Raw genomic sequence first — 26186 nt, forward strand, 5'->3', positions numbered from 1 at the left:
TTGGTGCTTTATCGTTTTTGTGCGCACCATATGTGTGCGTTTTGGCGCGGTTTTCCGCGCTGCTGCACCAGAAACGCTCGTAACTTGCTGTCTTGTGGTGCTGGCACGGTCCATGCTTCCCGAAACGGCGAGTTAAAATTTTGCTGAGGCTTACGTCCCATCTGGAGGTTAAGGCATGTCACGCACCGCAGCCGACGTACTCAAACTGATCAAAGACGAAGAAGTGAAATTCGTGGACATGCGGTTCACGGATACCAAGGGCAAGGAACAGCACGTCACCATTCCTGCCGCCACCGTCGACGAGGACTTCTTCGAGGACGGCAAGATGTTTGACGGCTCCAGCATCGCCGGCTGGAAGGGCATCAACGAGTCCGACATGATTCTCATGCCGGATCCGCAGACCGCCACCATCGACCCCTTCTTCGATGAGCTGACCCTGAACATCACCTGCGACATCATCGAGCCCAACACCATGCAGGGCTACGAGCGCGATCCGCGCTCCGTCGCCAAGCGGGCCGAAGCCTACCTGCAGTCCACCGGGCTGGGTGACACCGCATTCTTCGGCCCGGAGCCGGAATTCTTCATCTTCGACGACGTCCGCTGGGGCGCCGAGATGAGCGGCAGCTTCTACCGCATCGACTCCGAAGAGGCGGGCTGGAACTCCGAGCGCGTCTACTCCGACGGCAACATGGGTCACCGTCCGAAGGTCAAGGGCGGCTACTTCCCGGTGCCGCCGGTGGATAGCCTGCACGACATCCGTACCTCCATGTGCCTGGCCATGGAAGAGCTGGGCCTGGACGTGGAAGTGCACCACCACGAGGTGGCCACCGCCGGCCAGTGCGAGATCGGTGTCCAGTTCAACACCATGGTCAAGAAGGCCGACGAGGTGCAGAAGCTCAAGTACGCCGTGCACAACGTGGCCGCCGCCTACGGCAAGACCGCCACCTTCATGCCCAAGCCCCTGGTGGGCGACAACGGCAGTGGCATGCACGTGCACATGTCCTTCTCGAAGGACGGCAAGAACCAGTTCCAGGGCGATCAGTACGGCGGCCTGAGCGAGACGGCGCTGTACTACATCGGCGGCATCATCAAGCACGCCAAGGCCATCAACGCCTTCGCCAACGCGTCCACCAACAGCTACAAGCGTCTGGTGCCCGGCTTCGAGGCCCCGGTGCTGCTGGCCTACTCCGCCCGCAACCGCTCCGCCTCCATCCGTGTGCCGTGGATTTCCAACCCCAAGGCGCGCCGTATCGAGGTCCGGTTCCCCGACCCCACCGGCAACCCGTACCTGGCCTTCGCCGCCATGCTGATGGCCGGCCTTGACGGGGTGCAGAACAAGATCCACCCGGGCGACGCCATGGACAAGGATCTCTACGATCTGCCGCCGGAAGAAGAGAAGGAGATCCCGAAGGTCGCCTTCTCCCTGGAGGAGGCGCTGGAAGCGCTGGACAACGACCGTGAGTTCCTCAAGCAGGGTGGCGTGTTCACCGATGACACCATCGATGCCTACCTGGAGCTCAAGGGCGAGGAAGTGCAGCGCCTGCGCATGACCACCCACCCGGTGGAATTCGACATGTACTTCAGCGTCTGAATCCGGCCGACACGGCTGCATCAGGGAAAGCCCCGGCGGTTACGCCGGGGCTTTTTTTGTGCGCGGTGGACACGCCCCCGTCCGCGCTCGTGCTACATTCCCCGTATGACGACAAGGAACGTGATCGTAATCCTCGGCCTGCTTCTGCCCCTGGCCGCTGTGGCGGACATCTACAAATGGGTGGATGAAGACGGCAACGTGGTCTACTCCGACGAGCCGCGCGAGGGCGCGGAGCGGCTGGAGCGTTCGACGCCGGAGTCGTCCTACCGCTTCGAGACGCCGCAGCGGCGTTCATCGGCAGACCGGTCCGGCGACGATGCCGACGAGGACGACTCCCGTTACGAAGAGATCCGCATCGTCCAGCCGGAGGACGAGGGGACCGTGCGCGACAATCAGGGGCTTGTGGACGTCCGGCTCGAGCTCAGCCCGTCGCTCCGGGCGGAGCACAGGGTGCAGTTCCTGTTCAACGGCGAGCCACGGGGCGACCCGTCCCGGTCCCTCGAGACCCGCCTCACGGAGGTGCACCGGGGGGAGCATCAGGTCGCGGCGCGCGTTCTCGGTGAAGGCGGCGAGGTGATTGCGGAATCCGACCCGGTGACGTTCTACATGCACCAGGCATCCCGTCTGCTCCCGGGAGGACAGGGTTCTGGCGCGAACCCCTGAAACGATCATCCCCCGGGAATTGACCCCGATCAACGATGCACCATAATGGGGCACTCTGACAGTGCAGCTGCGCCGTGATGACGCGTCGCCCTCTGTATCTGCGAGTTGCCTGGCCCCACAAATCCCTGAACGGTCGGCTGTTTCCCGACCAGAATGATTGCCCCGGCGCGTTCAGAGCCATTGTGGTTTGCTTTTTGCTTTCCTAATGGACATGACCATGCCGCCACAGACTTCGCCCGCCGAGCGCGCCCTGGAGCACATGAGCAATGCCGTGCTGCTCATGGGTGCCGACAGCTGCGTGCGCTACATCAACGGCGCCGCGCAGGTGATGTTTGCCGTCAGTGCACGCCAGGTTACGGGTTACCGGCTGCCATCCCACACCACCCCCTGTGTGCGGGTGCTGGAAGCCGCAGCCAGGAATGCCATCGAGACGGGCGAGCCGTTCACCAACCGCGAGCTCTCGCTGGAGGTCTCCCCCGATCGCCGCATGACCGTGGACCTCACCGTCACCCCGGTCAGTCACGACGAAGTGCTGCTGGAAGTCAGTGAGCTGGACCGCAGGCTGCGTATTACCCGCGAGCAGAACCTGATCAACCAGAACCACGCCACCCGCCACCTGCTTCGCGGTCTGGCCCACGAGGTCAAGAATCCCCTGGGTGGCCTGCGCGGTGCCGCGCAGCTGCTGCACAGGGAACTGGACGCGCCGGATCTGCAGGAGTACACGCAGATCATCATCGAGGAGGCCGACCGCCTGCGTACGCTGGTGAACGGCCTCCTCGGCCCCAGCAAGCACGTGGAAAAGCAGGAGACCAACATCCACGAGGTCCTGGAGCGGGTCCGTGGCCTGGTGGTGGCCGAGGCGCCCGAGGGGGTCACCATCCACAGGGACTATGACCCCAGCATCCCGACCCTCCTGGCCGAGCCCAATCAGCTCATCCAGGCGACCCTGAACATCGCCCGGAACGCCCTGCAGTCACTGGACGGCCACGGGACGATCACGCTGCGCACGCGCACGCAGCGGCAGTTCACCATTGCCGACGTACCCCACCGGCTGGTGGTGCGCGTGGACATCATCGACACCGGTCCCGGCATTCCCAAAGAGCTTCAGGACCGCATCTTCTACCCCATGGTTACGGGACGGGCCGAGGGCACAGGGCTCGGCCTCTCCATCGCCCAGACACTGATCCACCAGCACGGTGGGCTGATCGAGTGCTGGAGCGAACCCGGACATACGGAATTCACCCTGTGGTTGCCTCTGGAGGCGGACGATGACAACGAAGGATGACGTTTGGCTCGTCGACGACGACCGGTCCATCCGTTGGGTGCTGGACAAGGCCCTGCGCCAGGCTGGTCTACAGGCGCGCAGTTTTGAAACCGGGGACGCCGCTCTGGGCGCGCTGTCCGAGCAGCGTCCCGGGGTGCTGGTCACGGACATCCGCATGCCGGGCATTGATGGCCTGGAACTGCTGGAGCGCGTGCAGCAGCGCTGGCCCGATCTGCCAGTCATCGTCATCACGGCCCATTCGGACCTGGACGCGGCGGTCTCCGCCTACCAGGGAGGCGCGTTCGAATACCTGCCCAAGCCGTTCGACGTGGACGAAGCGGTGGACCTGGTGCGCAAGGCCCTGCAGAGCGCCCGGGAGACGGCCGCCGGCGGGCTGCATGCGGGTGAGGAAACCCCGGAGATCATCGGCGAGGCGCCAGCCATGCAGGAGGTCTTCCGTGCCATCGGCCGGTTGTCTTCGTCCAATATCACGGTGCTGATCAACGGCGAGTCGGGCACCGGCAAGGAGCTGGTGGCCCAGGCGCTTCACCGTCACAGCCCCCGTCGCGACCGCCCGTTCGTCGCCCTGAACATGGCCGCCATTCCCCGTGATCTCATGGAATCCGAGCTGTTTGGCCACGAGAAGGGCGCCTTCACCGGCGCACAGCAGACCCGCCAGGGGCGGTTCGAGCAGGCCGACGGCGGGACCCTGTTCCTGGACGAGATCGGTGACATGCCCGCCGAGCTGCAGACCCGCCTGCTGCGGGTCCTGGCCGACGGCGAGTTCTACCGCGTTGGCGGGCATACCCCGCGGACCGTGGACGTGCGCATCATTGCCGCCACCCACCAGGATCTGGAGTCCCGTGTCGCCGAGGGCACCTTCCGTGAGGACCTGTTCCACCGGCTCAACGTCATCCGCATTCATCTGCCCGCCCTGCGCGAGCGGCGGGAGGACATCCCGAAGCTGGCGCGCTTCTTTCTGCAGGGCGCCGCCGAGGACCTCAACGTCGAGGCGAAGCAGCTCCGTCCCGAGGTGGAACGCTTTCTCATGGGGCTTACCTGGGCCGGCAACGTCCGACAGCTGGAGAACACCTGCCGCTGGCTCACCGTCATGGCCAACGGCAAGGAGATCCACATGGAGGATCTGCCGCCGGAGCTGCGCCAGGACAAGGTGGTGGAGAGCAGCACCGATGACTGGGAGGAGTCACTGGCCGTGTGGGCGGAGCGCGCCCTGGCCCGCGGTGAGGAGCACATCCTCGATCACGCCACGCCCCGGTTCGAGCGCATCATGATCGAAGTGGCCATCCGCGCGACCGGCGGGCGGCGGCAGGAGGCGGCGCGGTTGCTGGGCTGGGGGCGTAACACCCTGACCCGCAAGATCAAGGAACTGGACATGGGTTTCTGAGCCCGGGGCCGGCGACTGTCCGCCGACCCCGGATGCGCGGATTACATGTAGACGCCACCATTGACGTTGATCTGCTGGCCGGTGATGTAATCACCGTCTGCAGCCAGGAAGACCACGGCACGGGCGATCTCCTGGGGCTGGCCGAACCGGCCCATGGGGATCTTGGCGAGAATCTTCTCCTGGATGTTCTCGGGCACCTGGGCCAGCATCTCCGTCAGCGTGAAACCCGGGGCGATGGCGTTGATGGTGATGTTGTTCTTCGCCACCTCCTGGGCCGCGCTCTTGGTGAACGCGATGATGCCGCCCTTGCTGGCGGAGTAGTTGCTCTGGCCGAAGTTGCCGGCCTGGCCGACAAACGAGCTGATGTTGACGATACGCCCGTACTGCTGGTCCTGCATGGTGGGCAGTGCCGCACTGACGGTGTAGTAGACGCTGTTCAGGTTGGTGTTGATGACGTCTTCCCAGTCTTCGTCCGTGAGCTTTTTCATGGTCTTGTCCCGGGTGATCCCGGCGTTGTTGACCAGGATATCCAGGCGCCCCCAGTGATCAATCGTCTGGGTGACCAGTCCCCGCGCCTGGTCCTTCTTGCTCACATCCGCCTGCAGCACCAGCGCCTCCGTGCCGTGCTCGCGGATCTCCTCGGCGACCTTCTCGGCCTCTTTCTGGCCGCCGCGGTAGTTGATCGCCACTTTTGCTCCCAGTGAAGCCAGTTCCAGCGCAATTGCGCGCCCGATCCCGCGGGACCCGCCGGTGACGATGGCTACCTGATTATCCAGACGTCGCGTCATGATCCAACTCCTCTCTCATTCAGGTTTTATCGATTCTATTGAGCAGTACAGCCTGAGCGCGGCCGTGATCCCGGAGCCCTTCCGTTGGCGTCCGCGGGTTCGCGGCCCCTGGGAGCATGGTCGGGCCTGCCACCGGGTGCTGGCAACCCCCGAACCCGGCGCCGTCCACGCCCCGTCCCTGTCAGCATAGCCCGGAATCGCCGCAGCGGGATATGGACAGCCGGCGCCGGCGGGGCGAGAATCCCGCCATGCTGCACGTCATCCTGCTCTGGCCCGAGATCCCGCCGAACACCGGCAACGCCATCCGGCTGTGCGCCAATACCGGCATGACCCTGCACCTGGTGGAGCCGCTCGGGTTTACCCTGGATGATGCGCGCATGCGGCGCGCCGGGCTGGATTACGCGGAGTGGTCGCGCATCCACGTCCACGACGATCTTGATGCATGTCTGACGGCGGTTACCCCGCGGCGGTGCTATGCGCTGACCACCCGGGGCGGCGGGGATGTGTTCGAGACCGACTTTGCGGCCGGGGATGCGTTGCTGTTCGGGCGGGAAACCGCCGGACTGCCGGATGACGTGCTCGCGCGCTTTCCGGAGCGGCACAGGCTGCGCCTGCCGATGCAGCCCGGCAGCCGCAGCATCAACCTCTCCAACGCCGTGGCCGTGACCGTCTTCGAGGCGTGGCGGCAGCTGGGCTTTCCCGGGGGGGAATGACCGGCGGCGTCAGAACTCGGACTTGCGTGCCCGTGCCATGAGCTGTTCCAGCGCCTCCCGGGCCGGGCGCTGATGATTCACCACCGCATGCACCTGCTCGCAGATGGGCATCTCCACGCCCTGGGCCTCGGCGAGGGCGTGCACCTCCGCCGCGGTGCGCACGCTCTCCACGGTCTGACCAATCTCGGCGACCGCATCGGCCACCGACTGACCCCGTCCCAGGGCCAGGCCCAGGCGGCGGTTGCGTGACTGATCATCGGTGGAGGTGAGAATCAGGTCGCCCACGCCGGACAACCCCATGAATGTGCGCGACTCCGCGCCCATGGCCTCGCCGAGCCTTACCACTTCGGCCAGCCCGCGGGTGATCAGCCCGGCGCGGGTATTGGCGCCGAGCCCCAGGCCGTCGGCGATGCCGGTGGCCACGGCCAGCACGTTCTTGACGGCGCCGCCCAGCTCCACGCCGATGATGTCGTGGCTGGTGTAGGGGCGGAACTGTTCCCCGTGGAAAGCGGCCGCCAGATCGGCGGCGAAGGCGTTGTCGCGGGAGGCGATGGTCACGGCCGTGGGCAGGCCGGCGGCCACCTCGCGGGCGAAACTGGGCCCCGAGAGCACGGCCGTTGGCCGCCCGGGCAGCTGCGCTTCAACCACCTGGTGCAGCAACCCGCCGGACTCCGCCTCCAGGCCCTTGGTCGCCCAGGCGATGCGGACACGGTCACCCAGGGAGGGCGCCAGCGTCTCCACCAGCGAGCGGAACCCGTGGCTGGGCACCACGAGCAGGAGGTCGCCCGCGCCGTCAACGGCACTGGCGAGCGAGTCCGTGGGCGTGAGAGTCTCCGGAAAGGGGGCGTCCGGGAGATGGCGGACATTGCAGCGCGCCTCGGCCAGCGCCGCCATGTGCGCGGGGTCGTGGCCCCACAGGCGCACCGGCACGCCGTTGTGCGCGAGCACCAGGGCCAGGGCCGTGCCCCAGGACCCGGCCCCGAGAACGGCGATTGGCTGCTGCGTCGTCATGGGCCTCAGTTCCCGGCCTGACCGCCGCTGCCCTGGTCGCCCTGGTCACCCTGAGCGCCGTTGCCCTGCTGCTGCTCCTGCTGCTTGCGGACGCGCTGCATGTGCAGCGCCTCGAAGTTCACGGGGGCCAGCACCATCTGCGGGAAACCACCCTTGGTGACCATGTCGGACACCGCTTCCCGGGCATAGGGGAAGATCTGCGCGGGGCAGTAGCTCCCGAGCAGGGCGTCCAGGGTCTTGTCGTCGAAACCGGAGAGCACGAAGATGCCGCCCTGCTCGACCTCGCAGAGATACGCCGTCTTGTCACCCTGCTTGGCGGTGACGGTCACGCGTACCACGGTCTCGTAGGTGTTCTCGGCGATCCGCGTGTTGCGGGTGTCCAGGTCGACGCTCACCTCGGGCTTCCACTCACCGCTGAATATCGCCGGTGCGTTGGGCACCTCGAACGACATGTCGCGGACGTAGACCTTGCGGATGCCGAACTGCTGCTTGTTCGCCTGCTGCTGGCCTGCTCCTGCGGCCTGATCTTCTGCCATGGTAATGACTCCCCCTGATGCGGACTTCAGGATTTGGTGTGAATGGGCAGGTTGGCGTCCTGCCAGCTCAGGTAACCGCCCCGAAGCTGATGGACCTGCTCGAACCCGGCGTCCTTGAGCTGTTTGCCCGCCTTGGCCGACTGCATGCCCTGGGCACAGTAGACGATGACCGGCTTGTTCTTGTGCTTCTGCAGTCGTTTGTGGCGCTGGTCCGTGCTGCCGTTGGGCACATTGATGGCACCCGGCAGATGGCCCTTGGCGAAATCCGCTTCACTGCGCACATCAACAAACAGCGCATCCTCGCGATTATAGAGCCGGGTCGCCTCGTTTGTATCCACCGGCTTGACGCCGCGGGTCATGCGCGTGAGTTCGGTGGAGATGATCCAGACCACCACCAGCAGCAGTGCGAGGAAGATCACCCAGTTGTTGACGACGAATTCGAGCAGGCGGTCCATACGGTAGTTGTCCTGGTGAGTCTCTGAAGAAAGCGGAGCCGGCCACGGTTCCAGTGACCGTGGGATCAGCGCGTCAGGGTAGCGGCTTGGCGCCGGGCTGCCAATCAGCGTCGTCGAGGCGCTGGCCGCCCAGCCCGAAAAGCCCGTATTTTGCCATGTCCTGTCGCTCGTTGTTGCACACCACCTGCCATTATTCACTATTTTCTATTCAAGTCGCTGATTTGACAGCGAAAACTTGTGTCCTGCAACGCTCCAGCGCATAATACTTAACAGGCTGCAACAGCCTGCAACTGATCCGATCCTGCACCATCTCCTGTGATCGTCCTATGTTCGTGAGGGGTCCAAATCATGGCTACGGCAAGACAGAAGGGTCATTCCACATCAACGCGCACACAGCGCCGTTCACTGCGCATCAACGCGACGAACGTGAAGCGCCATGTACGCCCCACGGGCGGCGCGGCAATCACGCTGTGGGATACCGACTTGGGCGGCTTCGGCGTCGTGCTCGGCAAGACGCGCTGCAGCTATAAGGTGTTCCGCCAAGTGCGCGGCGGGCGGCAGTTCACGCGCACGCTCGGCGGCGTGGATGAGATCGGGGCAGAGGAGGCGCGCGCGGAGGCTGAGCGGCTGATCGCGCTCTGCAAGGCGGGCACTGACCCCGGCGCCTCCCCAGACCAAGGCGGCAGACTCACGCTTGGCGGGCTGTTCAATGAATATCTGGCAAAGCGCAACCGGCTCAAGGAATCGACGCGCCAGAGCTACCGCCGCTGCTTTGACAAGCACTTCTCCAGGCTGAGGGACATCGACGTGCGCGAGATCACGCGCGGCACTGTGCTCGACTGGCGGGACGCGATCATCGGCAACGTGCGCGAGGAGAAGGGTTTGCCGCGCACGCCGAGCGGGCCGCACGACACCACAGGGCTGACCACAGGCGATTTCGCCGTGACCATCCTGCGCGCCATGTTCGCCCTTGCGATTGAGTACCAACTTGCCGATCTGAGCGAGAACCCTGCCAAGCTCCCCAAGGGCGCACGGCACAAGCCCAAGCCACGCACCCGCACCCTGGCCGACGATGAACTACCGCTTTTCCATGAGGCTCTGCAGGCTGAGCCGTCGCTTGTGTTCCGCCACTTCCTCACCCTCCTGCTGCTCACGGGCTGCCGCGCGCAAGAGCTGGCGGCGCTGCCGTGGAGTGACGTGAACACGACCGGGCGCACGGCTGACGGCATACCACCCCATGCGATCCGCCTACGCGCCGAGCGCACGAAGTCCGGCCGGGAGCGCTTCGTTCCCCTGAGTGACTGGATGCTGGAGGAGTTGCTGGCGTTGCGCGCCCTGCGCGGGGGCGGCGTCCACTCCGGCGCCGCTTGGGTGTTTCCTTCCGTGCACGAGAGCAAGCACGGGCACATCCACGACGGCCTCTCCCACGTCCACGCCGCCGCCGACCGCGCGGGCATCCCCCGCGTCAGCCAGCACGACCTGCGCCGCACGTACACGAGCGTAGCCGCGCGGCTGAATCTGCCCTACGCCGCTCTCGTGGCGCTCACGGGGCACGCGCCCGACTCGCGGGACGTCACGCTCGTCCACTACATCCACCTAGGCGTCGACGACCTGCGCGCGCCGCAGCAGGCCATAACGGATGAACTCAAGCGGCTGTGTGGGCTAGAGCGGCCCGCAGCCGACAACGTAACCACCATCACGACGGGGGTGACCCATGCTTGAAGAGAACGACCGCCTGATCTCCGTCCGCGAAGCATGCCATTTGCTCGGCTGCAGCCGCACCACGCTGTGGCGCATGCGCCAAGTGGGCATCGGGCCGCGCTGGCAGCCAATCGGGCCGAACTCCTTGCGCTACAGCCTCAAGTCCGTCAACACCTTCGCGCGGCGCAAGAGGCTGCCTGTGCACATGGTAGAGGCCTATAAAGCGCGCATGGATGACAAGTGACCCATGTTTCACAACGTGAGGGCATCGCCATGTCCACCACCATCCAGCAACTCGCAGCCCTTGGCCGCTTGGCCTCGCGCCTGAGCATTGCCAAACCCGGCCCACGGCGCGCGCTGATCGCCGCCGAGGCGTCGGGCTACGCCAGCGCCGTCGTCGCCGCCCCAGGGTCCGAGAAGGCCGTCTCAGCGGCAAACGAGCTACAGGCCGATGCGATGGCCGCACTTGAGCAAGACCGTCCCCAGCTCCTGCAACGAGAGGTGATACACCATGACTGACCACCACCACCAGACCACTGAAATGTCCCTGGCCCGCTTGGCCGAGCTGATCGCACGCGCCGTGCTCGACAGCGCTGACCAGGCGGGCGTTGCCTTCGACCCCGACCACGGCGGCCCCCATGAGCGGGAGTACCTGAAGGAGATGATCCTGCGCCGCCGCGATCTGCCACTGACGGCGGAGCAGGCGGAGCTGGTCGCGGATCAGGTGATCGACCACATCCGCTACCTGAGCCATGAGCGGCAGCGCGTGAAGGACATGGGGGCGGGAGGGCGTGCATAAGCCCCGCACAGGTGCACCTCGAGCGGGGGTTCTAAAAAAATCCGAAATCCGTGATCCCCCGACACACGGGAGGTTCCAGGCTAGTGAGGGCGTCCAAGCACGGCTGGCAACCCCCAATTGAGACTGGACAGGCTTTCGGTGGGTAGGTACCGTATGCAGTGGGCTCGCATTAGCGGACCCCTACATATTGGTAAGACCCGTGGGCGCACAACGCACTATGCGCTTCTAGCGCCAATCGCACTACGCACACTTCCCCGGGCACTCAATCGTCTGCGCATCCAACAGGATGCGTGAGTGTCTAACCATGAAACTCATTGGAGTGTGATTGATGGTGTGCGTTATCCAACCGAATAGTCCCCGTCCCCGCCCTCGGCCCCGCCGTCGTCTGACCCCGGAAGTCCGGGAATCCGTCCGGCGTAGACTCTACGGGCCTCCTGTACTCGACCGTAACGCCCCCGGCGACAACGCGGTCGCCTTCCAGCGGCAGCGCCGACCGCTCCGGTACTGGAATAGCAACTGGTACGAATACGATGACGTCTGCGGTTGGCGGCTGACGGACCGCACGGAGCTGGCACGGGAAGTTCGTCGTTACCTCGAGGGCGCCGAAGCGCGTGTCTGGCGCGAAGATAGGTTCGTGAACGAGCCCTTCAACCCTAAGAGAGCACACGTCACTGCGGTGCTGGATGCGCTGGACGCGCAGGTAGGCATTCCCGACGCGCAGTATGTCCCCTGCTGGTGGCCATCAGTCTGTGAGTCGGGACTGGACCCCTCTGACCTGCTCATCCTGCAGAACGGCATCTTGGACATGGAGTCGGAGGAATTCAGGCCACACACCCCGGAGCTTTTCGCCCCAAGCGCGCTGCCCTACAGGTACGAACCTGAGGCACAGTGCCCTGAGTGGCTGCGGTTCTTGGATACGCTGTGGCCCGAGGATCAGTCGTCTATAGACGCGCTGCAGGAATGGTTCGGCTACCTGCTGACCAACGACACTCGATACCAAACCATCTTCCTGCTCATAGGTCCGCCAGCGGCCGGCAAGGGTGTCATCACACGGGTGTTGACGGAGTTGGTCGGGGCGACAAACGTCGCGCAACCCACCCTCACCACCCTTGCTAGCCCTTACGGACTCGGGCCGCTGATCCAGGAAGGTGTGACGAGGAAGCTCGCGATCATCACGGACGCCCGAGTGGGGCAGCGTGCACAGATCGCAGTGGAACGCCTTCTGCAGATCAGTGGAGAAGATCGAGTCACCATCGAGCGGAAGAACTCCAACAGATCCTGGCACGGCAAGCTGCCTACGCGGTTTCTCATCGTGAGCAACCACCCACCGGCGCTTCCTGATACCTCAGGCGCGTTGTTGAGGCGGTACGTGCCACTGGAACTCACCCGGACCTTCTCCGCCGAGCGAGACCCGAGCTTGGACAAACGCCTGTTGACTGAGCTTCCCGGCATCCTGAACTGGTCCCTCACAGGATTGCGGCGCCTCCGGCAACGAGAGAAGTTCGAGCAGTCAGCCGGTGGGGAGTCCCTGCTTGGACACCTGAGTCACAGTACGAGCTTGGTCCGTGCCTTCGTTGGGGAGAAGTGCACAATTGCTCCTCACCGCTACACCAGCCGCGTTGGACTCTATCGAGAGTGGCGAAAGTGGTGTGAGCATCGCGGCGAGAGACCGGGATCGCATTCCGCGTTCGGTCGCGAGCTGAGAGCCGCCTTCCCGGGTCAGATCGACGACGGAAGAGAGGGAAGCGGTGAACGCGCCTATAGGTACAACGGAATCGGCGTCGATGGCCCGTACTTCTTCGAGCTGTAACTGCGCAGTGAAATTGTAGATGAGTCGCTGAGGGCCACGGTAACCGTGGCCCTCAGCGTGTCTGCTGCTGACCTACTGCCCGCCCACGGCGTTAGCTTCTGAACGGCAATCGCGCCTCTCCTGCCAATCGAGCACTCAATACCCTCACGCCGGAATTCCTCCATACCGTAGACGGCATAGACGGACACCCTGGACGCGTCTACGGCGTCTACGGTCTGAGTGCATTCACACACGGCAAATGCGCGTTGTTACCACTCGCAGTTACCACAAGCGCTTACAGACGAAGGGCTGTTGTTGTTGTTGGAAACATCAAGCAAGCCTAGACGCCGTAGACGCGGCCCTCTCACCCCACCGCCGCCGTTGCGCCGTCTACGACGTCTACGCTCCGGCCCTATGTTGTTGTGCGCGGCGTAGACGGTCACCGCCCTTCCCGTTCCTCTACCGAGCGCCACGATCCAATGCCGTGATTGACGAAATGCGGCCCTGCTTGTCCAGTCAGCGTTATTGAATAATGGGGCCGCATAGCCCAAAAAAAGAAGTCGTGACCTTCAAAACAAGACGGACGTAAAATCGACGAATCAAAAAAAACCCCGGTGAGGGAGGATGTCCCACCGGGGCCACAACGGAGGCGATTCACAATCAACAGTTGGAGGACAACTGTAACAGCTATACGAGGATGACTGTAACGGCCACACAAGGACAACTGTTATGACGATTCTAGGCGGGAACTATGGCGAACGCAACGCCGAATATGTCCATTCAATCACCCTGTACAAGGGTGAATTCGGATCGCTCACACTCAGTGAAAAGAACGCGCTCACGTTTGAAGAATTAAAGGCGTACGAGCCGCTTGTCGAATCGCCGGAAGAGCGAAAGCAGCTCAGAACATTCAAAAAACGTGCACGTGAACGGGAGCGCTATGAGCAGTACCGCACTGGCTCAGCCCGACAGCGGTATGAATCCCTGCAGCGCCGCCCCGACCACAAGCACCTCAGCTCCGGCACCCGCAGCGTGTTCGACGCACTCTACTCCAGTGCTCGCGTCAGTGATGGCGTCACGAGCCCCACGGTTGCCGAGCTGATCGAGGCAACGGGCTTGGGGCGCGCCACTGTGAAACGCGCGATCAAGAACCTCTGTGAGCGTGGTTACATCACGCGGTTGGAGGGTGAAGGCAATGGTGAAGGCGGGCGTGGTAATCCCTCGATCTACCAACTCGGCACCCACAAGCGCTGATTTGAATAGGTTTCAGGTCCGCGAAAAAGGGGCTCATCGTCGGTTCCAAAACCGCGAAAAAGGGGCTCATTTTGGGCGTAACAGGATTCTGCCAAACAAGCCTCCCGCCCAAGCGCTCTGAAATTGCTAGAAGCCCCGGCTGGCAAGGTTATCAGCCCTTGGAGGGAGGAGAAGAGGCGGTTTCAAACGCGCTGAAAAGGGGCTCATGGTTCTATATTACTTTGAATACTATCTGTAGAACATAGAATACATACAGGCCGAAGGGCTGTATGTATGTATGTTCTACTAGTACGCCGAAGGCGTGCTAATAAAATATAGATAGACACAACAGAGCGCGCACACGTCAGCCTCAGGACACCGCCTCCGGCCTTCGGCCTTCGGCGGCGTCTAACAGGCTGAGGAGAGTGCCTCCGGCCTTCGGCCTTCGGCATCCCTCTCCTCAACCTGTTCCACAGGGCAAGCATGGTCTGTATGTCTGCATGCGTGTCGCGGGCAGCGTGCTTGGGTGGCGCGCAGCGCAGATGCTTGCCTTCGGAGTCGACCACCCGGCGCTTGATCGCAAGGGGTCCGGGCCGACCCAAGCGATTGAGCCTGCAACCTAGCCTCCCTTCCGCCGCGAGAATCCCCGAGAAGGTACCGAGAAGCTGTTCTCGCACGCGAAAAGAGCCTCGGAAGTACCGACACACGGGTTCCCTTTTCTTCGCAGCCGAAACAGGCTCTTTTGCGCTCCAAATCCGCAGCTTGCTGAATGGCATATCCATGCCAAAATTATGCGCTTGTACCAACCATCAGAGCGCCGTGCTGAAATGAAAGCTCCCGTCATCGACATTTTCACCCGCGACCGCATCACGCCGAATGGTCGGCGTCGCCGCCGCTTGCCCAAAAACTTCAAAAAGAAACTAGAGCCACCGACGCTTGCGGATCACGGGTGGTACAAAGACGATCTCGGCTATTATCGGCTGCAGGCTACCGGCATATCCTTCACTGTCTTCCCCGATCCCCACGTCAATGGCGCTTGGCGCGTGAGTGAGATTCGCCCCGAATGGGACTACCCGAAGATTTACTTCAATCAGTTCGATGCCGCGGTTATAGCGATGCAAACCGTTATTGGGTATCTGCACGAGAACGGAATCGAATTGAATACTAAGCGCTAGCGCTTGCCAGAATGGAACACCTTCGCAAGAATAGCTCTGCCCGTTATCGGGTGCGGCAGGTTGGTACAAATAAGGGCTGTCCAGCCCAGCAGCCCTGCCCTCGTACCTCCTGTCGCGAGACGCCCGCTTGGAGATTTCTCCGCTCCAACCGGGCGTCTTTTTTTGTGCGAAATGAATGCTTTTAGAACGAATTGAAGGTGGCAGAATAGTCGGGTAAGTCCATGAAATGCCGAGGCTTGCCATGACCACCAAACCGCGTAATCAGCGCACGATCACCCTAGCCCATCCCGGCGGCCCTCGCCGCGTCATCATTGAACGCCCCACTGAATGCAGCGGCCCATCATGTCGCAGCAAGAAGGACGCGAAGAAGAGTGGCTGACGAAGGCAAGACCCCGCGCGTCGAGGCGCTGATCCGCGCGATGGGTGCGCACACGGAGCCTTGCCGTGGGTGCCGCTGGTATGACCGCTGCGCCACCCAACAGCTCGCTTGCGGCGACTTCCAGCGATTCATTGCCCGACCGTATAGCGATTGCCGCGCCGAGTTCCAGCCCGACGATGAGCGCATCCCGACCCGCAGTCTGTATGTGGAAATATTCAAAGCCGATCAGCCTTAACCCCGGATTGAACACCGCGGGCGCCGCCAGCAAGTCCGAACATTCGAATGCGCTACATGCTGAACGGAAAGAATTTCTAGGACGCTCGTAATGAGTGAAGACGACCCCCGCACGGGGAATGAGTGCGCCCCTTCCTTCGACACACTAATCCGCGTGATGGGCAACCAACGCGATCCGTGCCAGACATGCTGCTGGTACCAGCGCTGCGCCACGTACCGGCTTGCGTGTGGAGACTTCCACAAGTTCGTGACCAACGAGCGCCGCACCCACCAGCCCACCTATGGCCCCGATCACGAGCGCTCCCCTTCAGATCGCCTGTATATACAAATCTTCAACGACAACGAAGAGATCCAAGCAACGAAGTCGGAATGCGGAAGGGTCAAGCCCGAGCAAGAACATTCAAACTCCCTACACGCTGAACAACAAGGAGTTCTGGAGTAATTGAATAACGCCCACAAAAGCCCCGCTTGCAGGTCACTGGCTCCCGCACACACTGAGTCTAGGGCGCAATCAACGCGCAACGTCGGTGGAACACGCGGGAGGTGAACAATGGGCAGCCCTGAAAGCTTAGGCGAACTCTATGGCGCAATATTCATGCTGGCCCTCTCTATCGGCCTGTACATCTTGCCGGGTGCGGTGGCCTCGGGCCGTGACCACCACCATCAGGCGCCGATATGGGTTCTGAATATACTGCTGGGATGGACGGTGATCGGCTGGGTACTCGCGCTTGTATGGGCTGCGATGCCAGTGAAGCGGCGACACACGAGCACATGACGACAAAGCCACGTTCCTGAGGCCAGGGACGGCCACCTCTTCAATCCCTCCCACTCCATCCCTTCAAAGCGGGTCGCCCGCAACCCCTATCTTCAAAACACGCTCAGTTCTGGTACCTTCAACCTCAGCCCGCATCGTCGCCCACGACAGGCGATGCACCAGCTCGACAGGGAAGTCAGCCGAAATGCGGCGTGCGGGCGCCACTCGGAAAATAGAGCGACAACAATGCGAATTGTGGGCTACCGGAGCGGCGTCGTTCTCGCCGTCTTACTATTGATCCAGCTCTCTACTCCAACCTTGGCGGAAACGACAAACGCGGACGACTCTGCCGGTAGTGAGAGCGCTGAAGTGCAGATACTTCGCGCACAGGTTGAAGCGATGGAGCGCCACCACGACGACCTTCTCTCGACGGTGCACTGGACGCTTGGCGTGATCTTGTCGGGCGTCGTTTTGCTTCTTGGCTACAACTGGTACCAGAACAGGCTTGTTTACGCGCAGGAGAAGGAAGCGCTCGTCAAAGAGCTAAGAACAACCCTCGGCCAGGAGCTTGATGAGGCGAGGGAAGAGCTGGCGCGACGCCACAAGGAAGAGTTTTCACAAAGACTGGCACGTATGGAATTCGATCTTCTGGAGTTGGAACGGTATAAGTGGAATCAGAAAGGGGTTCTGAAAAATGCGTTACGATGTGACGTGAGGCTTCTGAATACGGCTGTACAATCCGGCACAGACGAGTACATTGCTGGCGCCTTGAATGCACTTAAAGAAGATATGAGTGCGCTCAGCGAACAACCAGCCAATAACGTCTTAGGCTTCGAGGCGGCAGATATACAAAGCGCGCTCGCCAGAGTCCCTGCGCAACATCAGGCTACAGTAGAAAGGATCCAACAGCTATTGCGCGACACGCTGAATTGAGTCTATGGCCGCCATGCGCTAGTGAATAGAGAAAGGCGGCAAAGCGTCAGTGCATGGAGCACGAACACATGAAATATGGTCATGGACGACCAGTGCGCCGCATCGTCATTCCCCCTCTCTGGATGAACCAACCAGAACCACATCGACCAACCCCCTCAACCAAGGCGGCGTGAAGGTCCGTGCGCAGAATGCAGTGTTAGACGGGCGGGCGGCGGAACCCCCAAGACCACAAGGACTTAGAACTGGCGCGGTCTCGAACACAGGACTCTACATAGGACTTGGTGCGTGAAGAGGGCCACCACGGGGGCCTCTTCGCGCGCTCACAGGACAGGTCAACCGTGGTTCGGGAGGGGAGAAATTCTCCAAAAACCATACGATCCGACCCTTCAAATACCCCGCATGGAACGGGGGCAATGCCGCCTAATTACTGGCCCTGATTGCCCGCCATATCCAGCACCCACCAACCCGCTTGCCTGAACAACTCCTTCACTGGCTCCGGGGGCTTTCCCCTGACGCTTTCCCAAAGCGTTCTTCTTCGTTCTTCACACAGCGTTGATCCAGAACATTCAAAACAAAAAGCGCAATTTACGCGATTGTGGAATGAATTCGTGGTGGCAAACTGCGATGAAATACATTTGAAGTGAATGAAATGGCGGAACGCAAACGGCTTAATGATTGGACAGACTACAGGCGGCTTGATCCGCAGCAACAGCGTGTGAATGTCAGTCAGGACAATATCGACCGCGGGAGCGACATGTCCGCGACCGTCACGGTCAAGCCGCTTGACGGTCGCACCGCTGTTGCGCGCCGCGTGCGCGAGACGAAGCACGCGATCTGCAACGACTTAGGTGGTGAAGAGCGTCTGTCCACCCTTCAAATCATGCTCGCCGAGCAGGTGGCGGGCTTGTCGATCTTTTTAGAAGACGAGTTCCGCCGAATTGTTCAAAACGGCGAGCCGACGGGCATGTATCTCCCTTCAATCAACACGCTCAATCGCCTGTGCAAGACGCTTGGCATTAACCGTGTGCCGAGGAGTGAAGACATCGATTTGAATACTTATATGAAGAGGTTTCAGAAAGAGGACATGGAATGAACATGAGGAATTGAATGATGAAACGACTGCGACCCAACAAAGCCACGATCTCGAGGGGGAAACTCGCAAAGTTCTTGCAAAAAGAAGTAGCCAAGCAAGTGGATGAACTCAGCAAAGGGTCTGGGACATTCACCGATGTGAACGGAAATGAGGTATCAATTATGTCTGCTATGTACGGTAAAGATCACAAGGCGCACGCCGCCAAGGGCCAAGACTTCGCCCGCGTCATCCGCTCGCTTGCCAGCGAGGGCAACCGCCCCGCCGCGCACCTTTTCGCGCGTAAGCACTTCGGCGAGAACAGCCGCGTTGCCAAGGCGCTCGCCACGAGCCCCGGCAGTGCGGGCGGTGCGCTGATTGCGGAGGACATGCTCTCAGAAGTCGTGGATTTGCTGCGGCCCCGCAGCGTGATCCGCAACGCGGGCGCGGTCACGATGGATGTGCCGTGGGGCACGAAGACCGTGCCGCGCTTGGCTAGCTCTGCCACGGCGAGCTATGTGGCCGAGAACGCGGAGATCCCGGCCTCTGAGCCCGAGTTCGACAAGGACGAGGTGCCGCTCAAGAAGCTGGCCTGCCTTGTGCCGCTGAGTAACGAACTGCTCAACTTCACCTCCACCGTCCAGGGCGCCGATGACATTGTTCGCGACGACATGGTGCGCGAGATCGCACGCATTGAAGATCGTGAGTTCATCCGGGGCGATGGCGGCTCGGGTGGCCCCGAGGGCTTGCGCGAGCTTGCGCATAACGACCATGTGTTCTCTGCAGGCAGTGATGAAGAGGGCACGCTGCGCACGGCTGTGAATCATCTGGAGCAGGCGGACGTGCCGATGGAGCGGGTGGGATGGATCATGTCGCCCCGCACCTTCAACACGCTCTACACCATGCGGGCTGCGAACGACACGTTGGTATTCCCGGAGCTGCGCAACGACACGCCGACGCTGTGGAACTTCCCTGTCCATCGCACCAGCCAGATTCCCAACAATCTTGGTGACGGCGATGACGAGAGCGAAGTCTACCTCGCGGACTTCTCCCAAGTCGTCGTGGCCGAGGCGCTTGGTATTCGTGTCGACGTGAGTCAGGACGGTAGCTATCAGGTTGAAGGGTCGATGCGCTCGGCGTTCTCGCGCGATCAGACGCTCATCCGTGCCATTCGGCATCACAGCCTCTACTTGCGGCACCCCGAGGCTGTGAGCGTCATTACAGGCGTGCAGTGGGGCGCCTCCTAATCCGCCCCACCCACTGACCCCGAGGCCATGGACGGCCACGGGGTTCGTGGAGGCGTAAGCCTATGACCACGCTCGCCGAGATTGAATATCGAATAAACGTCAACACGCGCGGCATGCGTGGTGCTGTGCGTGATTTACGGCGCTTCGCGGAAACGGCTGACCGCGCAGGGCAGCGCGTGCAAAGGCTTGCCAGAGAGCCAGACCGCGCAGCGCGGAGCATGCAGCGTCAGGGGCAACAAGCCGCCCATGCTGCCCGCAGTACCAACCAGCTCGCGCAGGCCACAGCGCGCGCAGGCGCGCAGATGCGCAGTGGCAACACGCAAGTGGACGCGCTTGTGCGCGGACTCACGTCTACCGACCGCGCCACTCAGCGCGCGGCCCGAGCGCAAACCACCCTTCTCGGCACGCTTGGCGGCAGTAACCGCGCCATCGCCCAACAAGCGCAGGCCATGTCCCGCCTTGCGACTGCGCAGGCGCAGGGTGTCGCTACCGCCAGCCAAGCGGCGCAGCAACAGCGGTTGATCGCGCAGCGGTTTACCACCTCGGCTGTGAACAGCCGTGACCTACGGCTGAACCTGCAGGGCGTCAACGCGGGCATGAATCAGCTCGCCGCCGCTGCCACCGCTGCAGGCGGTCCCGTAGGACGTCTTGGCGCGCAGTTCGGCATCCTTGCAAGCACCCTTGGTCGCGTGAACCCGATGCTACTGGCTGGTGTCGCCGCCTTGGCCGGTGCGGGCGGTCTGGCGGCGTCTGCGCGCCGTGCCGCCGCCCGCATCGACCAGCTCCGCCTTGCCGCCGCAACCGCTGGCATGGGCGTGCAGGAGTTCGATGAGCTGACCTTCGCGATTCAGCAGATGGCGGGCGTGACCGAGCAACGCGCCTTGAGCGCGATGCAGCGCTGGACGCGAAGGGTCGGGGATGCGCGTGATGGTACCGGCCAGTTGGCAGAAGCTCTGCAGCAAGCCGGTGTGGACCTGGATGAGTTCCTGCAACTCAGCCCCGATGAGCAGTTCCGCGCCTTCTCAGACCGCGTCAGCGAGCTTGAGTCAGCGCAAGCGCGGGCGTCACTGGTCGCGGCAGCGTTCGGCGCTGAGAACGTCGCCATGACAAGCGCACTGGCGGAGGGTAGCGACGCGATAGACGAGCAGGCAGCGCGCGCCCGTGAGTTGAGCAGCGGGCTAGAGGATCAGGCGGAGGACGCTCAGCGGCTACAGGCCGCGCAGGGCGAACTAGCGCGCGCGGTTGAGAACGTGGGGCGCCAACTGTTAACCCACCTCGTCGACCCCATGGACGATACGCTGGAGCTTCTCACCGGCGTGTTCGATACCGTGGGCGACCTCATCGAAGCCTTCGACGGTTTTGAGCAGGCGGTGCGCAACGTCGGCGATACCGCCCTCAACGTTCTCCCGTACTTGCGTGTCATGGAGCAGCTCTTGCGCGTGGTCGCGGACGCGGATGTGGGGGTCAGCGGCGACGCCGCACGGATGCGAGATGTCAATGAAGAGCTGCAGCGCATGACTCGCTTACGCGATCAGGCGCAAGAGTTCGTTGATGACCCCGACCCCACGGCGACTGAAGACACGATCCGCGCGGCTGAGCGCCAGGTGGAAGTATTCGATCGCCGCATACGCGAGTTGCAGCAAGAATTGGCGAATCTCGTGGATCGGCGGACCCTGCCTCCGCCTCAAACCAGGGCAGAACGGCCCACAGCGACGACCCGGACGACTGGTACTGACGACGACGCGGAGAGCGACCGCCTTGACGCCGCTGAGCGCATGGTGCGGCGCCTGCGGGAGCAGCAGGAGTTGATGGAGCTGCAGGCAAGCATGGCCGAGGCCGACCAGCACCACCGCCGCATCGCGGTCGCGTTGCTTGAAGCGGAGCAGCAGCTCCGGCGCGACGGCATCGACCTAGAGAGCGAGCGCGCGCAGGAAGCGCTGCGGCTTACCGAGCAGATTGAGACCCGCCGTGCGGCGCAAGAGCGTGAGCAGGAAATCGCTAGGCAGGTGGAGCGTATCACTGCGGACATTGAGCGTGCCGAGCGGCACCGAGCCGAGCGCATGGAGCGCGGGATGCAGGAGCAGGAGCGTCGCCTCGCCATGCTCCAGGCGGAGCAGCGTCTGCTTGGTGAAACGGACGTGTTACGGCAGCGCGAGCTGGAGCGCCTGCGGGCGCAGCATGAGTTAAAGCGCCAAGGCGTTGACCTGTCGTCTGAGGAAGCCCGCCAGTATCTTCAGAATGCCGAAGCCATAGGCGAAATGAATGCCGAGCTGCGGCGGCAGCAGGATGTGCTCCGGCGCATCGAGCGCCAGAGCATGCAGGCATTCAACACCTTCTCTTCAGGGCTGCGGGATGGTCAATCGGCGTGGGTTGCGTTCCGCGAGGCGGCGCTGGATGCGTTGCAAGCGGTCGTGGATGAACTGTTCCGCGTGCTTGTCGTGCAACAGCTCGTCAATCAGGCCGCGTCCTCTATGTTCGGGGCTGGCGGCGGCGCCGCTGCCCCCTTGGGCGGCGGGCCTAACCCGATGGGCGCCCCCGCCAATGCGAAAGGCAACGTCTATGGCCCTTCAGGCCAAATGACGCGATTCGCTGACGGTGGCGTCGTCAGTAGCCCCCACTACTTTCCCTTCGCCGATGGCGTGGGCCTCATGGGCGAGGCTGGCCCGGAGGCCATCATGCCCCTGAGCCGCACCAGCGGCGGCGAGCTTGGCGTGAAGGCGCAAGGCCTTGGTGGTGGCGATCAGATTGTTGAAGTCTACGATCAGCGCAGCGGCGGTCAGCCGATTGAAGCGCAGCACGACGAAGGCCCGGATGGGGCCAAGCGCATACGGCTATTCATTCGCGACGAGGTACAGCGCATGTGGGGAGATGGCGGCGCCGACCGATCGCAGCGACGCAACTACGGCGTGAAGCGTCGGCCAGTGAAGCGCTCATAAGCCCGCAGTCTGTGCTGCCTTCTGCTTAACTCCTGTGTTTTTCCTGTGGTCGCCGTGAAGGCTGACATAGGAGTCCCTACGTAGGTCCTTGGACGGGCGGGATTACTAGAACGCGCGTGATGCGCTATAGCGTGCGTAGTGCGGGAGCCCGTATTATACAGGCGCCTGCGGTTCCGTGAATCGCCCCGTGGCGAGGCCGGTTCCAGCGAAGCGTCCCAATGCCCTCGACCAGGTGTGCCCTTGCCCATTCCCAGATCGCAACGGATTGTTCTGCCGGCCGTACTTGCTGCAGTGATCGGATCGGTAGCGGCCGATGATTACCAGCAGCGTGCGGAGGAGCTCGAGGCCCTGCGGGAGCGTATTGCCGCCATCGAAGCCGGACTGGCCGAGCGCGAGGAGCAGCGAGACGCCGTGGTGGGCGATCTGCGGGCACTGGAGCAGGCGATCGGGCGTGCCGTGCGCCGGCTCGACGACCTGGACGAGCAGCTGGCCGAGCGGGAGGCGCGCGTGGACGAGCTGCGGGATGCCGTCGAGGCCGAGCGCCAGGCGGTTGCCGACCACCGAGACGTGCTGCGCGAGGAGATCCGGGATGCCTACGCCAGTGGTCGTCAGGAGTATCTGAAACTCCTGCTGAACCAGGAGGACCCGGCGGCCCTGGACCGGATGCTGATCTACTTCGACTACATCGGCCGTGCCCGTTCTGAGCGCATCCGCACGGCCATGGCCGCCATGGCGGATTACCGTGACATGCGTGCCGAGTTGCAGACCGAAGTGGACCGGCTCGAGGCGGTGCGCCACGAGCAGGAGGCGGAGCGCCAGGAACTGGCGCAGCAACGCCAGGACCGTGAAGCGGTGCTGGAACAGGTGGAGGCGGCCATCGGTGATGACCAGGACCGCCTCGAACGCCTTGCCGAGGATGAAGAGGAGCTGCAGGCGCTGGTGGATGACCTCCAGGATGCGCTGACCGACATCACCGATGAGGATCTGGACCGGACGCCATTCCAGGACCAGCGCGGCGCCCTGCCCTGGCCCACCGGCGGGAGCCTTGCCGCACGCTACGGTGACAGGCGCAACGGTGGTGGCGAGTGGAGCGGTCTGCTGGTGCGTGCCGATCGCGGCACACGGGTGGAGGCAGTTTCCCATGGCCGGATCGTGTTCGCAGACTGGCTACGTGGTCTCGGGTTACTATTGATCATCGATCACGGCGATGGCTACATGACGCTTTACGGCTACAACGAGAGTCTTTACAAGGACGTCGGCGACTGGGTGGATGCCGGCGACGTCGTTGCCCGGGTCGGTGATACCGGCGGGCGTGACAATGCGGGGCTCTACTTCGAGCTCCGTGTCCAGGGCCAGCCGGAGGATCCCTTGCAGTGGCTCGAAGGCAACAGCCCCTAGTGCTGCAGCCGGTACGGGCCGAAGCCAACAGGCGGGAGAACGCCATGCATGTCAGGAAAACGCTGCTCGCGGTGGCCGCGGGGGTCATTCTCGGGGTGACCGGGACACTGGCCACCAGCGTTGTCGCGGATCGCTCCGGCGCGTCCGTCGAGCTGCCGCTGGAGCAGCTGCGCACGTTCAGCGAGGTGTTCTCGCGCATCCGCTCTGATTACGTCGAGGAGGTCTCCGCGGGCGATCTCATCGAGGACGCCATCCGCGGCATGCTGGACGGGCTGGACCCCCACTCCAGCTACATGAAGCCCGACGAGTTCGAGGAGCTGCAGTCCGGCACCCGGGGCGAGTTCGGTGGCCTCGGGCTGGAAGTGGGCCGCGAGGATGGCTTCGTCAAGGTCATCGCGCCCATCGATGACACGCCCGCCCAGCGGGCCGGCATGCAGGCCGGCGACATGATCATCCGCATCGACGGCGAGTCCACCAAGGGCATGAGCCTGAATGATGCCGTGCGCCAGATGCGCGGCGAGCCGGGTACCGAGGTGGAGTTGACCGTGGTACGCGAGGGCGAGGACGGCCCCGTCACCGTCACCATCGAGCGGGACATCATCCGCGTGACCAGTGTGCGTGCACGCATGCTGGAGGACGGCTTCGGGTACGTGCGCATCAGCCAGTTCCAGTCGCGCACCGGGCCGCAGCTCCTGGAAGCCCTGGATGAGCTCAACGGCGAGGGCAAGGCGCCGCTGCAGGGGCTGGTTCTCGACCTGCGCAACAACCCCGGCGGCGTCCTGCAGGCGTCCGTGGCCGTCGCCGACGCGTTCCTGCGCGAGGGCCGGATCGTCTACACCGAAGGCCGGCGTGACCGGGCGATGATGGAGTTCGATGCCACCCCCAACGACGTGCTCGGCGGCGCACCCATCGTCGTGCTGGTGAACAGCGGCTCGGCATCCGCCTCCGAGATTGTCGCCGGTGCGCTCCAGGACCACCGGCGTGCCGTGCTCATGGGGGGCAATACCTTCGGCAAGGGCTCGGTGCAGAGCGTGCTGCCGCTGGAGAGCGGCTCCGCCGTGAAGCTCACCACCGCGCGCTATTACACGCCGTCGGGCCGCTCCATCGAGAAAGACGGTATTACCCCCGATGTGGTTCTCGACGAGGGCCTGCGTGTCGCGCGCGACGACGACGACGAGGCCGACGCGGCGCTGGAGCGGCAGCTGGAGGAAGGGGTCGACCGGGACGTGGATGAGGACGCCCGCGAGCGTCGCCGCCAGATCGCCCGCGACGATTACGCCATCTATGAGGCACTCAACCTGCTCAAGGGGCTGACCATCCTCCAGGGTCAGGGGGCTGCGGACTGATGCGGCGGCTGTGGGCACTGGTGGCAGGGCTGTGTCTGGCCGCGCCGGGCGTGCTGTCGGCAGAGGCGGCGTCGCCGCCTGCCGTCGTCATCGTCATTGACGACATGGGTGATCGGCCGCTGGAGGGGCAGCGCGTGGCCGATCTGCCGGTGCCGGTGGTGTGCGCATTCCTGCCGCATACGCCCCATGCGCCGCGCCAGGCCAGGGCATGCCACGGCGCCGACAAGGACGTCATGCTGCACCTGCCCATGGAAGCGCTCAACGGCGGCGAGCTCGGGCCCGGCGGGGTGACCCTGGACATGACGCCGGAGCGATTCCGGGACGTGGTCCAGGACAACCTCGATGCCATTCCCCATGCCGCGGCGGTCAACAACCACATGGGCAGCCTGCTGACCCAGCATCCCGGGCACATGAGCTGGCTCATGGAGGTGCTGGTGGATGCCGGTGACCTGCTGTTCCTGGATAGCCGCACATCGCCCAACTCCGTGGGCAAGCAGATGGCCCGGGAAGCCGATTTGCCCGCCCTGGAGCGGGACGTCTTCCTGGATCACTACCGGGATCGCGGCACCATCGACCGCCAGCTGCAGCAGCTGTTGCGCCAGGCCCGGCGGGATGGCACCGCCGTTGGTATCGGGCACCCCTATCCGGAGACCCTGGACGTGCTGGAGTCGCGCCTGGAAGAGCTGGCGGACAGATACGGTGTGGAAATCGTCGGGCTGGACGAGCTGTATGACCGGCGCAATGGCCGGTAGCAAAGGAGGGCAGGA

26 protein-coding genes are annotated in these 26186 nt (G+C 63.3%); 22 read left to right on the forward strand and 4 right to left on the reverse strand.

Translation table 11 applies throughout. The features are described from left to right. Window positions 1-175 precede the first annotated feature (175 nt). The 4 genes from glnA to glnG all read left to right on the forward strand — a co-directional run bounded on the left by glnA (window position 176) and on the right by glnG (window position 4923). Window positions 176-1591 carry a glutamate--ammonia ligase gene (gene glnA, locus BMZ02_RS13340; protein WP_091644795.1) on the forward strand — a complete coding sequence of 472 codons (1416 nt, stop codon included), beginning with the start codon at window positions 176-178 and terminating at the stop codon, window positions 1589-1591. Between the two features lie 120 nt (window positions 1592-1711). After that, window positions 1712-2254, forward strand: coding sequence for a DUF4124 domain-containing protein (locus BMZ02_RS13345; RefSeq protein ID WP_171909927.1), 543 nt, complete (start codon window positions 1712-1714; stop codon window positions 2252-2254). Window positions 2255-2471: 217 nt separating this feature from the next. Next, a complete protein-coding gene (gene glnL / locus BMZ02_RS13350) occupies window positions 2472-3539 on the forward strand; it encodes a nitrogen regulation protein NR(II) (RefSeq protein ID WP_245754041.1) in 1068 nt (355 codons plus the stop codon). Beyond that, on the forward strand, window positions 3523-4923 hold the full coding sequence (glnG, locus tag BMZ02_RS13355) for a nitrogen regulation protein NR(I) (protein WP_091644799.1): 1401 nt from the start codon (window positions 3523-3525) through the stop codon (window positions 4921-4923). Before glnL ends, glnG begins: the two co-directional genes overlap by 17 nt. A gap of 41 nt (window positions 4924-4964) precedes the next feature. Here glnG and fabG read toward each other — a convergent pair whose 3' ends face one another. Further along, window positions 4965-5711 carry a 3-oxoacyl-[acyl-carrier-protein] reductase gene (gene fabG, locus BMZ02_RS13360; RefSeq protein ID WP_091644801.1) on the reverse strand — a complete coding sequence of 249 codons (747 nt, stop codon included), beginning with the start codon at window positions 5709-5711 and terminating at the stop codon, window positions 4965-4967. A gap of 248 nt (window positions 5712-5959) precedes the next feature. Here fabG and BMZ02_RS13365 point away from each other — a divergent pair, with 248 nt between their 5' ends. Continuing rightward, window positions 5960-6424 (forward strand): tRNA (cytidine(34)-2'-O)-methyltransferase, encoded by a 465-nt coding sequence (locus BMZ02_RS13365; protein ID WP_091644962.1) that lies wholly within the window; start codon window positions 5960-5962, stop codon window positions 6422-6424. Window positions 6425-6433: 9 nt separating this feature from the next. On the opposite strand, the gene BMZ02_RS13370 is transcribed toward BMZ02_RS13365, so the two are convergent. From BMZ02_RS13370 to BMZ02_RS13380, 3 genes are read right to left on the reverse strand one after another with little or no spacing between them, the layout of a single operon-like run. Continuing rightward, the gene (locus BMZ02_RS13370; RefSeq protein WP_091644802.1) at window positions 6434-7435 is read right to left on the reverse strand and encodes an NAD(P)H-dependent glycerol-3-phosphate dehydrogenase; all 1002 of its coding nucleotides are present in this window, start codon (window positions 7433-7435) and stop codon (window positions 6434-6436) included. A gap of 5 nt (window positions 7436-7440) precedes the next feature. Beyond that, the gene (gene secB / locus BMZ02_RS13375; protein WP_091644804.1) at window positions 7441-7971 is read right to left on the reverse strand and encodes a protein-export chaperone SecB; all 531 of its coding nucleotides are present in this window, start codon (window positions 7969-7971) and stop codon (window positions 7441-7443) included. Between the two features lie 26 nt (window positions 7972-7997). Further along, the gene (locus tag BMZ02_RS13380; RefSeq protein WP_091644805.1) at window positions 7998-8426 is read right to left on the reverse strand and encodes a rhodanese-like domain-containing protein; all 429 of its coding nucleotides are present in this window, start codon (window positions 8424-8426) and stop codon (window positions 7998-8000) included. Between the two features lie 348 nt (window positions 8427-8774). On the opposite strand from BMZ02_RS13380, the gene BMZ02_RS13385 reads away from it, so the two are divergent. The 17 genes from BMZ02_RS13385 (at window position 8775) to BMZ02_RS13460 (ending at window position 26171) form a co-directional block, all read left to right on the forward strand. Beyond that, window positions 8775-10148, forward strand: a complete 1374-nt coding sequence (locus BMZ02_RS13385) for a tyrosine-type recombinase/integrase (protein WP_091644807.1) — start codon at window positions 8775-8777, stop codon at window positions 10146-10148. After that, entirely contained in the window at window positions 10141-10371 is a 231-nt protein-coding gene (locus BMZ02_RS13390; RefSeq protein ID WP_091644809.1) for a helix-turn-helix transcriptional regulator, read from the forward strand. The genes BMZ02_RS13385 and BMZ02_RS13390 overlap by 8 nt, the downstream gene beginning before the upstream one ends. 29 nt (window positions 10372-10400) lie before the next feature. Next, window positions 10401-10646, forward strand: coding sequence for a hypothetical protein (locus tag BMZ02_RS13395; protein ID WP_139209215.1), 246 nt, complete (start codon window positions 10401-10403; stop codon window positions 10644-10646). Continuing rightward, window positions 10639-10926, forward strand: a complete 288-nt coding sequence (locus BMZ02_RS13400) for a hypothetical protein (protein WP_091644812.1) — start codon at window positions 10639-10641, stop codon at window positions 10924-10926. Before BMZ02_RS13395 ends, BMZ02_RS13400 begins: the two co-directional genes overlap by 8 nt. Window positions 10927-11254: 328 nt before the next feature. Continuing rightward, window positions 11255-12736: a DNA primase family protein gene (locus BMZ02_RS13405; RefSeq protein ID WP_091644814.1), complete on the forward strand. Its 1482-nt coding sequence runs from the start codon at window positions 11255-11257 to the stop codon at window positions 12734-12736. Window positions 12737-13444: 708 nt separating this feature from the next. Beyond that, window positions 13445-13969 (forward strand): MarR family transcriptional regulator, encoded by a 525-nt coding sequence (locus BMZ02_RS13410; protein ID WP_091644815.1) that lies wholly within the window; start codon window positions 13445-13447, stop codon window positions 13967-13969. Between the two features lie 806 nt (window positions 13970-14775). Continuing rightward, window positions 14776-15123, forward strand: a complete 348-nt coding sequence (locus BMZ02_RS13415) for a hypothetical protein (RefSeq protein ID WP_091644817.1) — start codon at window positions 14776-14778, stop codon at window positions 15121-15123. 371 nt (window positions 15124-15494) lie between these two features. Beyond that, the gene (locus BMZ02_RS13420) at window positions 15495-15737 is read left to right on the forward strand and encodes a hypothetical protein (protein WP_091644818.1); all 243 of its coding nucleotides are present in this window, start codon (window positions 15495-15497) and stop codon (window positions 15735-15737) included. Between the two features lie 90 nt (window positions 15738-15827). Beyond that, window positions 15828-16178 (forward strand): hypothetical protein, encoded by a 351-nt coding sequence (locus tag BMZ02_RS18845; RefSeq protein ID WP_139209216.1) that lies wholly within the window; start codon window positions 15828-15830, stop codon window positions 16176-16178. A gap of 108 nt (window positions 16179-16286) precedes the next feature. Then, window positions 16287-16511, forward strand: a complete 225-nt coding sequence (locus BMZ02_RS13425) for a superinfection immunity protein (RefSeq protein ID WP_091644820.1) — start codon at window positions 16287-16289, stop codon at window positions 16509-16511. 153 nt (window positions 16512-16664) lie between these two features. Continuing rightward, window positions 16665-17423 (forward strand): hypothetical protein, encoded by a 759-nt coding sequence (locus BMZ02_RS13430; RefSeq protein ID WP_139209217.1) that lies wholly within the window; start codon window positions 16665-16667, stop codon window positions 17421-17423. Window positions 17424-18072: 649 nt separating this feature from the next. Further along, window positions 18073-18516: a hypothetical protein gene (locus tag BMZ02_RS13435; RefSeq protein WP_091644823.1), complete on the forward strand. Its 444-nt coding sequence runs from the start codon at window positions 18073-18075 to the stop codon at window positions 18514-18516. Window positions 18517-18530: 14 nt separating this feature from the next. Beyond that, on the forward strand, window positions 18531-19739 hold the full coding sequence (locus BMZ02_RS13440) for a phage major capsid protein (RefSeq protein WP_091644825.1): 1209 nt from the start codon (window positions 18531-18533) through the stop codon (window positions 19737-19739). Window positions 19740-19801: 62 nt separating this feature from the next. Then, on the forward strand, window positions 19802-22675 hold the full coding sequence (locus BMZ02_RS13445) for a phage tail tape measure family protein (protein ID WP_091644826.1): 2874 nt from the start codon (window positions 19802-19804) through the stop codon (window positions 22673-22675). Window positions 22676-22915: 240 nt separating this feature from the next. Continuing rightward, a complete protein-coding gene (locus BMZ02_RS13450; RefSeq protein ID WP_139209218.1) occupies window positions 22916-24073 on the forward strand; it encodes a murein hydrolase activator EnvC family protein in 1158 nt (385 codons plus the stop codon). Window positions 24074-24117: 44 nt separating this feature from the next. Beyond that, entirely contained in the window at window positions 24118-25419 is a 1302-nt protein-coding gene (locus BMZ02_RS13455) for a S41 family peptidase (RefSeq protein WP_091644964.1), read from the forward strand. Then, window positions 25419-26171: a divergent polysaccharide deacetylase family protein gene (locus BMZ02_RS13460; protein ID WP_091644829.1), complete on the forward strand. Its 753-nt coding sequence runs from the start codon at window positions 25419-25421 to the stop codon at window positions 26169-26171. The genes BMZ02_RS13455 and BMZ02_RS13460 overlap by 1 nt, the downstream gene beginning before the upstream one ends. Window positions 26172-26186 lie beyond the last annotated feature (15 nt).

This window comes from Aquisalimonas asiatica (genome assembly GCF_900110585.1).
Taxonomy (GTDB): domain Bacteria; phylum Pseudomonadota; class Gammaproteobacteria; order Nitrococcales; family Aquisalimonadaceae; genus Aquisalimonas; species Aquisalimonas asiatica.